Here is a 12,152-nt window from a genome sequence, read left to right on the forward strand (position 1 = left end):
TTTTGTTAAAATTTCGCCATTTGCATTATTTGCTATCCAACAGCCAACAAGAGGTCAACCATGTCTGATAAAGCTCCCCGTTACCAACGTATTTTGCTCAAACTCTCTGGCGAGGCCCTGGCAGGCAAAAATGATATGGGGATTGATTCAGGCGTATTAGACAATATGAGTCTTGCGATTGCGCACTTGGTAGGATTGGGCGTGCAAGTGGGTATCGTGGTCGGTGGTGGCAATTTGTATCGTGGCGCTGCGCTACAAAAACAAGGCTTGGTGGGCCGTGTCACAGGCGACCAAATGGGTATGCTGGCGACCGTAATGAATGGCTTGGCGATGCGTGACGCCCTAGAGCGCCGTAATATCAAATGCCGTTTGATGTCAGCCTTACCAATTGGCGAAGTGACTGAAAACTACAGCAGCCGCAACGCCATTCGCTATTTAAAAAACAATGAAGTGTGTGTGTTTGTCGCAGGTACCGGCAATCCATTTTTTACCACGGATACCGCAGCATGTTTACGTGGCATCGAGATTGAAGCCAATTTAATCCTAAAAGCCACCAAAGTCGATGGCGTGTATAACAAAGACCCAAATACCCATGACGATGCCGTCAAATACGACGAACTCACCTTTGACCAAGTGCTAGATCAAAAGTTGGGGGTGATGGATTTGACTGCGATTGCCTTGCTGCGTGAGCATAACGTACCGCTGCAGGTATTTGATATGGCAAAACCCAATGCGCTGCTTCATGTGGTGATGGGTGAGTCAGAAGGTACCAAAGTTATCAATCACTAAGATAGTTTATAAATTTGACATACATAGTTTTAAAAGGATACAACATGATTAACGATATTAAAAAACAAGGCGAAGACAAAATGAAAAAGGCGATTGAAGCCTTAGAAAATGCCTTTAGCAAATTACGTACAGGCCGTGCCCATCCTGGTATTTTGCAGGGTGTGATGGTGTCTTACTATGGCTCTGAGATGCCACTTAATCAAGTGGCGAGCATCAACGTTGAAGACTCTCGTACCCTGTTAGTGCAGCCTTTTGACCGTAGCATGGTGCAGGCAGTCGACAAAGCAATTCGTGAATCAGATTTGGGTCTCAACCCAATGAGCGCAGAAGTGATTCGGGTACCACTCCCCGCATTGACGGAAGAAACCCGTAAAGATATGCAAAAATTGGCACGTCATGAAGCCGAAGAGCGCCGTGTATCTGTGCGTAATGCCCGCCGTGATGCCAACAATGCCTTAAAAGCCTTGGTAAAAGACAAGCAAATCTCAGAAGACGATGAACGCCGCGCCAATGACGACATCCAAAAAATGACCGATAAATACATTGATAGCATTGATAAAATGCTCTCTAGCAAAGAAGCAGAGTTAATGGCCGTTTAATCGTTGTTTATCCAATAAAAGAACCAATTCATAAGAAGTAGGTCATGGTTGAGTCAAAGGCAGCAATGCCACAACATATTGCCATCATTATGGATGGCAATAACCGCTATGCCAAAGCACATGGGCTACCAACCGGTGGCGGGCATATTGCCGGCAAAGATAATTTAGACCCTTTGGTTGAGCATTGTATGGATATTGGTATACGTGCGTTGACGGTGTTTGCTTTTTCTAGCGAAAATTGGCAGCGCCCAGCCAATGAAGTAGCGTTATTGATGAAGCTGCTTGAGCAAACCGTCCATGACCAATTACCGCGGATGCTGCGTCATCAAATTTCTTTGCGCTTTATCGGTGATAGGGGTGCCTTGACGCCGCATTTACGCGCCATTATGCAAGATGCAGAAGAGCAAACTGCCCATTTTACTAAGATGAGTTTGGTGATTGCCATCAGCTACGGCGGTCAGTGGGACATCGTCAATGCCTGCCGCCAAGTTGCCAAGCAAGTGGAACAAGGCGCGCTTACTGCCGATGCCATTACCCAAGACGATTTTGCACGCCACCTGTCGCTTTCGGATTTACCCGCCGTTGATATGTTAATCCGTACAGGGGGTGATTACCGCATTTCTAATTTTCTACTTTGGCAATGTGCGTATGCTGAGTTATTTTTTACCGAAACGCTTTGGCCAGATTTCAAGGCGGCTGAATTAGACCAAATGATTGATATTTTCATGGGTCGTGAGCGTCGATTTGGTAAGACCAGCGAGCAAGTATTAGGTTTGGGCTTTTAATTAATCAATAGGAATTGTCATGTGGGAACGCATTAGAACCGCCATTATTTTGTTAGTGATTGTTGGCGTTGCAATGTTTGCTACCCGCGAGCCTATTTTGATGTTGCCGCTATTGTTTGTCGGTGCAGGCTTTGGGGCTTTTGAGTGGTCAAAGCTCATGCCGTCACTTGAACAAAATCCCGACAGTTATGTACCGCCTACCACCCAAATGCCGACCAAACCTGCCAAGCCAATCGATTATATATATAGCCTTGTGGTGTTAGCGATTGTCAGTGTGTTATTGGTAATGGCAAAGCTGACTGGTAGTATAGCCTCTTGGGTGTTTTTTTGGCTGGTTGCGGCGCTGATTTGGTTGGTAGCGATTGGCTGGATTCGCCGTTATCCCAATAATACGCAAGCTTGGTATGGTAAGCATCTATACGTCATTGGTATGATTATACTGTCATCCGCCATTACTGCGATGTATTATTTGTGGTCACTTTCAGCTTGGTGGCTACTATATGTTTTCGTATTGGTGTGGTGCGCGGATAGCGGTGCTTATTTTGTGGGACGAAAAATTGGCAGACGCAAGATGTCCCCACACGTCTCACCCAATAAAAGTGTGGAAGGCTTACTTGGTGGACTTGCTACAGGCACGCTTGTGGTGATTGGCGTCTCTTTTGGGTTGTTAAACGATTGGTCTATGCTGGCTATTGGGTTGTTTTTGCTCTTATCGTTGCTCACTATCATCATGTCCGTGTTCGGTGATTTATTTGAAAGTATGCTAAAGCGCCATGCAGGCGTCAAAGATGCTGGGGCATTGTTGCCAGGGCATGGGGGTATTCTTGATCGCATTGACTCGCAGCTTTCAGCCGTGCCAATTTTTGCGTTGGGGTTTTGGGCGATGAAATTTTACGGCTTAATTTAATGCTACATTGCGTTTATTTTTCAAAAATTTTCACATCTGCTTAATATTAATTTGTTCAATTCCAATCTAGCCAATATCAATTTGTTTAATTCACTAATCAATGCAAGCTTGTTTTTCATCCAATTTTTTTTGCGCAACTGCTTGTCGATTGATGCTTAAAAATCTTCTCGCGTGTTAATATGCTTATCACAGTGGCAATTTGCCGCTGTAAAAGCAAAATGTTAGGTTTAACTGCCGTCTGCCCGCAACTTACTAGGTCTTTGTAATGCTATCTTCAACTCACACTATACCGCAAAAAAACATTGCTATTATGGGCGCAACAGGCTCTATCGGCGATAGTACGCTATCGGTCGTTAGCCAGCATCCTGATTTGTATAACGTGGTCGGGGTGACAGGGTTTTCACGGCTGGATAAACTGCTGAGTATTTGCCAGCAATTTAAGCCCACCTATGTTTGTGTTGCTAAAGAAAAGGAAACAACATTTGCGCAGATGCTCAGCGAGGCTCATCTAAGCTGCAAGATTTTGATTGGTGAACAAGGTTTGGCCGAGCTTGCCACGTTAGCAGAAGTGGACATGGTGGTTGCGGCCATCGTCGGCGCTGCAGGCTTGCCATCAACGCTGGCAGCGGCTAACGCGGGTAAAACTATTTTGCTCGCCAATAAAGAAGCGTTAGTCATGGCAGGTGAGCTGATGATTAAAGCCGTCAAGCAGTCAAATGCCAAATTGCTCCCAATTGATAGCGAGCACAATGCCATTTTTCAATGTTTGCCTACCGCGGTGCAACAACAGCGCAATGCCATTCATGATGATAACCATGGTATTAAAAAGCTTTGGTTAACGGCCTCAGGTGGGCCTTTTTTACACAAAACACTCGATGAGATGAAACGCGCCAGCATTGCAGAAGCTGTCAAGCACCCGAACTGGTCCATGGGGCAAAAGATATCGGTAGATAGTGCCACCATGATGAATAAAGGCTTGGAGCTGATTGAAGCAAGTTTTTTATTTGATATGCCAGTCTCTGACATTGAAGTAGTCATTCATCCGCAAAGCATCGTGCACTCTATGGTTGAATACAACGATGGTAGTTTTTTAGCGCAGCTTGGTAGTCCTGATATGCGTACCCCCATTGCCCATGCTATGGCATACCCCAATCGTATCAGCAGTGGGGTGGAACGTTTAGATATTTTTAAGTTAAGTAATTTAAATTTTGTCCGACCTGATTTAGAAAAGTTTAAATGCCTAGGGTTAGCCTATCAAGCCATGCAACAAGGTAGCTATGCGTGTATCGCATTAAATGCCAGTAATGAGATAGCCGTTCAAGCATTTTTAAATGGTGAAATCCGTTTAACCGATATTGCCGATATCAATGAAAAAGTGCTATTGCAAGCTGAAAAACAGCCGATTGGGTCATTGCAAGCGATTTTGGCGGTCGATAAACTAAGCCGTGAACAAGCACACCAATGTATTGCCGATTTAAACGCTTAAATAATGCTTAAAAAAGCTTAAAAATAGTTGGCAACACTGGTTGATAATCGTTAAGAAGGACTACATAACTTATTAAGATACCGATAGTTAAATTATTTTTAGCCTGTGATTTTGTCAAAAGGATAGCCATGAATTTTATCTTGACCGTTTTAGCTGCGATTGTGGTACTAGGACCTTTGGTGGCACTACATGAGTGGGGGCATTACATTGTCGCTCGGCTATGCGGTGTCAAGGTATTGACCTATTCAATTGGGTTTGGTCCAAAGCTGCTAAGCTGGACAAGTAAAAAAACTGGGATTAATTACGCTGTCTCTGCGATTCCGCTCGGCGGCTATGTCAAAATGCTCGATGAGCGAGAAGGCACAGTCAATCCAGCTGAACGTCATTTAGCCTTTAATACCCAACAACCTTGGAAAAAAATCGCCATCGTCGCAGCAGGTCCGGTGATGAACTTACTAATTGCGATTTTTTTGTATTGGCTGCTATTTATCACACCAACCCAAGTATTGGCGACCAAAGTCGGCAGTATTTTGCCCAATTCACCTGTCAGTCAAACCAGTCTCACAGTTGGTGACGAAATTGTTGCGGTCGATAATAAACCCATTCAAAGTTGGCAGGATATTAACTATGCGTTAGCCGATCGCATGGGCGAGTCGGGGCAGGTTAATTTAACGGTGAATGGCGCGCAAGGTCAAACCAATGTCGCCGTGCCGATACAGCGCTTTATGAAAGTAGAAGCGGGTAAAGCAACCAATCCCATTGATAGTCTAGGCGCGATTCCATGGCAACCAAAAATTCCGGCGGTGGTCGGTGAAATCGTCCCAAATAGCGCTGCCGCGCGTCAAGGCCTGCAAGTCGGTGATACCATCACCCGTGTCAACGGTCAACCAGTGAGCGATTGGCTGGCGTTTTCACAAGTTGTCAAATCAAGCCCCGAGCAGTTATTAACCCTTGAAGTACAGCGCCAAGGCAAAATCATCCCCTTAAAAGTCATGCCACAAGCAAAAAAAGATACTATGGGCAATCGATTTGGACAAATTGGCGCAGCGGCAGCAGCATCTAAGGTCACGCCGCCACCTGATTATATAAAAACCATTCAATATACCCCCATCCAAGCGGTGGAAAAATCCGTGCATCAAACCGTTAACTTGAGTGCCATGACCCTCAAGTCAATGGGTAAAATGTTGACGGGCACCATTGGGGTAGAGAACCTATCAGGTCCCATTACCATTGCCAAAGTTGCCAATCAAAGCTTTAGCATCGGTTGGGAAGCGGTATTGTCGTTTATGGCGATTATCAGTCTAAGCCTTGCTGTGCTCAATTTATTACCCGTGCCTGTACTTGATGGCGGTCATATTGTCATGTATGCCTATGAGGCTATTTTTGGTAAACCCATGCCTGAGAAAGTACAAATGATGGGAATGAATATTGGTTTAGTTTTGCTTGCAGGTTTCATGCTGTTGGCGATTGGTAACGATATCTCACGCTTGTTTTAACCGACCCAAATTTGGCTAAAATATTGATTTGTAGTTTTGTTTTTTCGCTAGACTTTACGCAAAATTTAGCTTACCTTATGCCAGTAAAATTTATTTACGGATCTCTTGTACTTTGATAATACAAGCTACACATCAAAGACAAACTATTACTAGAAGTTTAATCAAGTCACCCTTTTTGATAGCATTTGTTATTTTTAGCTAACCAAACTTAGATTACCAAACCTAGATACAAACCTAGATAAATACCTTTGGCTAACTAAGTTTGGATACCTAAAAGTGACAGGTTTCATGCATTATCTTTGGGCAGTCGTCAATTCGGAAACAAGTTATATGCGAAATTCAGCGTTATTTTTGGTTGCACCGTTAGCACTCGTTACCTCGTATGCACAAGCGGCAAATTTTACCGTGAGCGATATTCAATTTAATGGATTGACACGGGTATCCGCTGATAACCTCTATCCCGTGCTTGCTGTCAATACCGGTGAAGTAGCAAACGATGCCAATATCGCAGCTAGTATCAAAGCCCTCTATGAAACTGGCAATTTCTCAGACGTTAAAGCATCCCAATCAGGCAATAAATTGGTATTTGACGTGGTAGAGCGCCCAATTATCGCAAATGTCACTTATGAGGGTAATAAACTCATTCCAAAAGAAGCATTGACCGAAGGCCTAAAACGTATTGGTATCGTAGAAGGCAATGTGCTAAAACAGGCGACAGTTGAGCAAGTGCAAAATGAGCTAAAACAGCAATACAATCAGCAAGGTTATTATAATAGCGAAGTTAAAGTGACCCAAACGCCCTTAGACAATAACCGCGTTGCGCTTAAATTTAATTTTGTTGAAGGTAAAGCGGCGCGTGTTGTCGATATCAAGGTAATTGGTAACAAACATTTTAGCGACAAAGAAATCAGACAGGCGATGAGCATCAAAGAAAGCTCATGGATCAATGTGATTAGCAAATCTGACCGCTATGCCAAAGAAAAGCTTGCGGCAAGTTTAGAAAATGTCACCGCCATGTACCAAAACGCGGGCTTCGTCAAATTCACCATCAATGATGCCACTATTAATTTAAGTCCAGAAAAAGACAAAGTGTTTATTGAGCTCAATCTTACTGAAGGTGAGCAATATAAATTTGGTAATGTCAACTTTATGGGTACGCCCAACTACGATACCGACAAGCTTCGTAAGCAAGTAGCATTTAAGCCAGGTGAGCGTTATTCACAACGTCAAATGACGACAACTTTACAAAATCTTGGCACACTGTATGGTAACGATGGCTACTATTTTGCCCAAATCCGCCCAGTGCCCCGTATCAATGAGGACACTCGCACGGTAGATGTCGATTTCTTTATTGATCCTGTGCGTCCTGTGTATGTGCGCCGTATCAATTTTACCGGCAATAATAAAACCGCAGATGAAGTATTGCGCCGAGAAATGCGCCAAATGGAAGGCGCATTGGCCGCCAATGAAAAAATCGATTTGTCGCGCACGCGTTTGATGCGTACAGGCTTCTTCAAAACTGTCAACATGGATGTCAAACCTGTCCCCAACACCCCCGATCAGGTAGATATCAATGTCGCAGTAGAGGAGCAGCCATCAGGTACTAGTACCATTGCGGCTGGTTATTCACAAAGTGGTGGTATCACTTTCCAAGCAGGTTTAAGTCAATCTAACTTTTTGGGTACAGGTAATCAAGTCAATATTTCGTTATCGCGTTCTCAGACGTTAGATAGTTATAATTTGGGCTATACCAACCCGTACTTTACCCCAGATGGGATATCGCAAAGTGCCAGTATCTATACACGCAAAACCAAATATGACAGAAAAAACATTTCAAACTATGTAACAGACTCGTATGGTGGCACCTTAGGTTTTAGCTACCCGATTGATGAAAATAAGAGTTTAAGTGCTGGTCTCACACTTGATAGTACCAAAATCAAAGCAGGCGCTTTGTTAGCGGTATCAAACTATCAATACTTAAAAGACGAAGGTACTCTGCAAGTAGGTTCAGACTCTGATGGCAATGAATCATTCGAATCAGACCCATTTAATACCGCGAGCCTAAATTTAGGCTGGAATATGAACACGCTTGACCGTGGGCGTTTTCCAACCAACGGTATGTCACATAACGTCAATTTGGAACTGGCCTTCGGTGATGCCACTTACCAAAAACTGGTCTACCAAGGAAACTACTATCGCCCATTCCTAAAAAATACCGTACTACGCGGTTATACCAAGTTAGGATATGGTAACGATTTACCTTTCTGGAAAAATTTCTTCGCAGGGGGTTATGGCTCAGTGCGTGGTTATCAGAATGCCACTTTAGGCCCTACCAGTAATCGTTATTATCCAGTAAAAAATAATAATGGGGTCGATAATTACCCAGAAGAGATTGGCGGTAATGCACTCGCGCAAGTGGGTACTGAATTAATCTTGCCGATGCCGTTTAAAGGCGATTGGGCAGACCAAATCCGTCCGGTGTTATTTGTTGAAGGGGCACAAGTGTTTGACACCACCAATAAATATGACCAAAAAGTCACAGTGAATGGCAATACCGTATCGCTATTAAATGAAAAAGACAATAACATGCGTTTTAGCGCGGGTGCAGGCTTCACTTGGATTACCCCAATTGGTCCAATCTCATTAAGCTATGCCGTTCCGCTCAATGATAAAGATAAAGATAAAGTCGACAATGTACAGTTCGAAATTGGACGTACATTCTAAAAGGTCTATGTATATGAAAATAATCACTCAGTTAGCCACAGCAAGTATTTTAAGTGTATTGGCAATGCCAGTGTTTGCCAATACCGTTGCGGTTTGGAATTCCCAAGTTGCCATCAGTAATACTAACATCGCCAAAACCAAAATTGGCGTGGTGCAAGCGGCGGTCAAACCAAAGCAGCAGCAGCTTGATAGCTACAAAGCCACCATTGAGCGTTTGCAAAAACAATATGCCACGCAAAACGCTCAGATGACCCAAGCACAAAAAGATGATTTGCGTAAGCAAATTCAAACCAACCTACAAAACTATGAACAGGTTGCCAGTCAAATCCAGTCCATTATTGATGCCAATGAGGCAGAAGTGATGCAGCGAATTGCCCCCAAAATCCAAGCCATTAAAGAAACTATTGTTCGTCAAAAAAATATTGATGTACTCATTGATAATCGTGATAGAATGGTTAGTTATGTCAAACCTGAATGGGATGTAACAGCAGATTTTACCAAAGCGATTAACGATCAAGTAAAATAATATTTTTTAAGCGCAGAGGTTTTAGCAAAAACGCAATATTCGACTATTGCGTTTTTTATTTTGTGTGTAAAATTAAGGCAAATTTTAAGCAAATAATTGGAGTAATCAAATGGCGTTCACCCTCACACAAATTTTGGATTTTTTAGCTAGTGACGTCATTGACCAAGGGGATGCAAATACCCGCCAAAATTTGCAGAAACAAATTTCCAAAATCGCTGCCCTTGAGGATGCCACCGACAGCGATATCACGTTTATTGCCAATTCTCTATTTGAATCAAAATTGCAAACCACGGGCGCGGGCGCCGTGCTAGTCCCCGCATCTTTGCAGGAAAAATGCCCAAGCCATAGCGTCGCCATCGTGGTCAAATCACCTTATGCCGCGTATGCCAAACTGACCGCATTGTTTGAACCGACGCAAGCGTATCATCAGACAGTCAACCCTAATTTATCGGATAGTTTGATTCACCCGACTGCCATTTTGGGTAACAATCTGCAGTTGGGCGACAACGTGCGTATTGGGGCGTATAGCCAAATCGGTGATAACTGCGTCATTGGTGATGGTGTCAAGATTGATGCCCAAGTCAATATTCAGCCCAATGTCGTGATTGGCGAAGGTAGCTTAATTGCGCCGCACGTGTACATCGGTCATGATTGTGTATTGGGTAAACATGTCAGCTTGCATAGTCATGCCAGCATTGGCAATGACGGCTTTGGCTTTGCCCCTAGAGGCAGTACAGATGAAGCAGGTTGGCAAAAAATTCACCAATTAGGACGAGTGATACTGGGCGATCATGTCAGCGTAGGCAGCCACACCTGTATCGATCGTGGTGCGCTGAATGATACGGTTATCGGTAATCATGTCATTATCGATAATTTGGTGCAAATTGCCCATAATGTAAAAATTGGTGCTGGCACGGTGATTGCAGCGTGTGTTGGGATTGCTGGCAGTACAGAAATTGGTAAACGCTGTATGATTGGTGGCGCATCAGGTTTTGCAGGTCATATCAAAATTTGTGATGATGTCACGATTACTGGCATGACGATGGTAACCAAATCGATTCACCAACCGGGGGTATATTCTTCAGGCATGCCAGTGATGCCCAATAGCTTATGGAAAAGAGCGTATATTAATTTTAAGCAACTTGGCAAACCAAAAAGTTAATCGTTACCTTTATCCATCAAATAATTTGAGAAAACAACTGTAAACTCAATCTTAAAACCGTTACAATAGCTATTTCTCACAAATCTATTTTTTTGATAAAGATGATTTAAAAGCATAAAGGATATATCCATGGATTTTGATAAGTTGATTGATGAAGACATCGCGGGCCTTGCACAGATTGGGGTGACATTACCTCTCAATGCCGTTGTGTTACGTGATTATCTGCCTCACCGTTATCCTTTTATGCTATTAGACAGAGTTACTGCGGTAAAACCCAATGAGTGGATTACCGGTGTTAAAAATATCACCATTAACGAGCCTTTTTTTAATGGTCACTTTCCTGAAGAGCCTATCATGCCAGGCGTCTTAATGATTGAAGCCATGGCGCAGGTAGCGGGTGTACTGGGTTTTATCAGCAAAAATGTCAAACCCAGAGATGGTTATATTTATCTGTTTGCTGGGGTGGATAAAGTACGTTTTAAACGTCAAGTCATCCCCGGTGATCAGCTTATTTTACGTGCCGAAAAAACCATGGAGCGTCACAGTATCTATAAATTTAGTTGTACAGCGTGCGTGGGCGATGAGTTGGCAGCCAGTGCAGAAATCACCATTGCAGAGCAGCGTACCCAATATCACCAGTCATGACTTTAACGTCATTTTTACATGGCTTGAATAAGGCGCGTTTGAGTAAGCTATAACGATAAAATCTGTTTAAGTTAAGCAAAATCCTTGATAAAAATGGCATACTTTAGTAAAAATGCTATAATGTCGTTTTTATTTTAACCTGCTGTTCATAGTTAGCTTTGCCTATGGTTTCAGCTAAATCTATATATTTAGTTATTTTTGATGTATTTAGTTCTCCTTGAATAGTGGGCTGGTATAAGGATTTTTCATGACGATTCACCCAACGGCGATTATTGATGCCACTGCAACGATACACCCGTCGGTCAAGATAGGGCCGTATTGCATTATTGGTGAACATGTCACAATTGGGGCGCAGACCGTGCTTCACCCCCATGTCGTCATTAGCAAGTTTACCCGTATCGGTGAGCGCAACCAGATTTTTCAATTCGCTAGCATCGGCGAAGACTGCCAAGATCTCAAATACCAAGGCGAGGAGACGTGGCTAGAAATTGGCGATGACAATCGCATTCGCGAAGCCTGTAGTATTCATCGCGGCACGGTACAAGATAAAGGCATTACACGCGTTGGTAGCCGTAATCTGTTTATGGTCAATACCCATATTGCGCATGATTGCGTGATTGGGAGCGACAACATTGTGGCTAATAATGTGGGGATTGCAGGGCATGTCCGCATCGGTAACCATGTGATTGTCGGCGGTAATTCAGGTATTCACCAATTTTGTAGAATTGATGATTATAGTTTGATTGGTGGTGCAAGCTTGATTTTAAAAGATGTTGCGGCTTTTAACATGGTATCGGGCAACCCTGCCAAAAGTCATGGTCTTAATATCGAAGGCATGCGCCGCAAAGGTTGGTCAAAGCAAACCATCGATTATCTGCGCCAAGCTTATCGGGTGATTTTTCGTTCAGGACTGACCAAGGAAGAAGCCATTGTAGCAGTGACCGAGCAGCTATTACCCCAAGAACCTTTGGTACAATTGCTATTGGATTCCCTGATTCATAGTGAACGTGGCTTAGTCAGATAACGTGGTAAG

11 protein-coding genes are annotated in these 12,152 nt (G+C 43.4%); all 11 read left to right on the forward strand.

Annotated features, from left to right (window positions below):
* The first annotated feature begins 60 nt into the window (after positions 1-60).
* The 11 genes from pyrH to lpxA all read left to right on the forward strand — a co-directional run bounded on the left by pyrH (position 61) and on the right by lpxA (position 12,143).
* The gene (pyrH, locus tag RTN07_RS02210; RefSeq protein ID WP_312175278.1) at positions 61-789 is read left to right on the forward strand and encodes a UMP kinase; all 729 of its coding nucleotides are present in this window, start codon (positions 61-63) and stop codon (positions 787-789) included.
* A 44-nt stretch (positions 790-833) separates the two neighbouring features.
* Positions 834-1,388, forward strand: a complete 555-nt coding sequence (gene frr, locus RTN07_RS02215; RefSeq protein WP_007116803.1) for a ribosome recycling factor — start codon at positions 834-836, stop codon at positions 1,386-1,388.
* A gap of 44 nt (positions 1,389-1,432) precedes the next feature.
* Complete coding sequence (gene uppS / locus RTN07_RS02220; RefSeq protein WP_312175280.1) at positions 1,433-2,173, forward strand: polyprenyl diphosphate synthase; 741 nt, start codon at positions 1,433-1,435, stop codon at positions 2,171-2,173.
* Between the two features lie 19 nt (positions 2,174-2,192).
* Positions 2,193-3,080, forward strand: coding sequence for a phosphatidate cytidylyltransferase (locus tag RTN07_RS02225; protein ID WP_312175282.1), 888 nt, complete (start codon positions 2,193-2,195; stop codon positions 3,078-3,080).
* A gap of 265 nt (positions 3,081-3,345) precedes the next feature.
* A complete protein-coding gene (ispC, locus tag RTN07_RS02230) occupies positions 3,346-4,566 on the forward strand; it encodes a 1-deoxy-D-xylulose-5-phosphate reductoisomerase (protein WP_312175284.1) in 1,221 nt (406 codons plus the stop codon).
* Between the two features lie 128 nt (positions 4,567-4,694).
* Positions 4,695-6,062, forward strand: coding sequence for an RIP metalloprotease RseP (rseP, locus tag RTN07_RS02235; protein WP_312175286.1), 1,368 nt, complete (start codon positions 4,695-4,697; stop codon positions 6,060-6,062).
* Positions 6,063-6,392: 330 nt separating this feature from the next.
* The gene (gene bamA / locus RTN07_RS02240) at positions 6,393-8,786 is read left to right on the forward strand and encodes an outer membrane protein assembly factor BamA (protein ID WP_312175287.1); all 2,394 of its coding nucleotides are present in this window, start codon (positions 6,393-6,395) and stop codon (positions 8,784-8,786) included.
* A gap of 13 nt (positions 8,787-8,799) precedes the next feature.
* Positions 8,800-9,312, forward strand: coding sequence for an OmpH/Skp family outer membrane protein (locus tag RTN07_RS02245; RefSeq protein WP_312175288.1), 513 nt, complete (start codon positions 8,800-8,802; stop codon positions 9,310-9,312).
* Positions 9,313-9,421: 109 nt separating this feature from the next.
* Complete coding sequence (lpxD, locus tag RTN07_RS02250) at positions 9,422-10,474, forward strand: UDP-3-O-(3-hydroxymyristoyl)glucosamine N-acyltransferase (protein WP_312175290.1); 1,053 nt, start codon at positions 9,422-9,424, stop codon at positions 10,472-10,474.
* A 129-nt stretch (positions 10,475-10,603) separates the two neighbouring features.
* Entirely contained in the window at positions 10,604-11,119 is a 516-nt protein-coding gene (gene fabZ / locus RTN07_RS02255) for a 3-hydroxyacyl-ACP dehydratase FabZ (RefSeq protein WP_203171797.1), read from the forward strand.
* A gap of 247 nt (positions 11,120-11,366) precedes the next feature.
* The gene (gene lpxA, locus RTN07_RS02260) at positions 11,367-12,143 is read left to right on the forward strand and encodes an acyl-ACP--UDP-N-acetylglucosamine O-acyltransferase (RefSeq protein WP_050324348.1); all 777 of its coding nucleotides are present in this window, start codon (positions 11,367-11,369) and stop codon (positions 12,141-12,143) included.
* Positions 12,144-12,152: the final 9 nt, after the last annotated feature.

The sequence above is a fragment of the Moraxella sp. CTOTU46934 genome (assembly GCF_031979465.1).
GTDB classification, from domain to species: Bacteria; Pseudomonadota; Gammaproteobacteria; order Pseudomonadales; family Moraxellaceae; genus Faucicola; species Faucicola tetraodonis.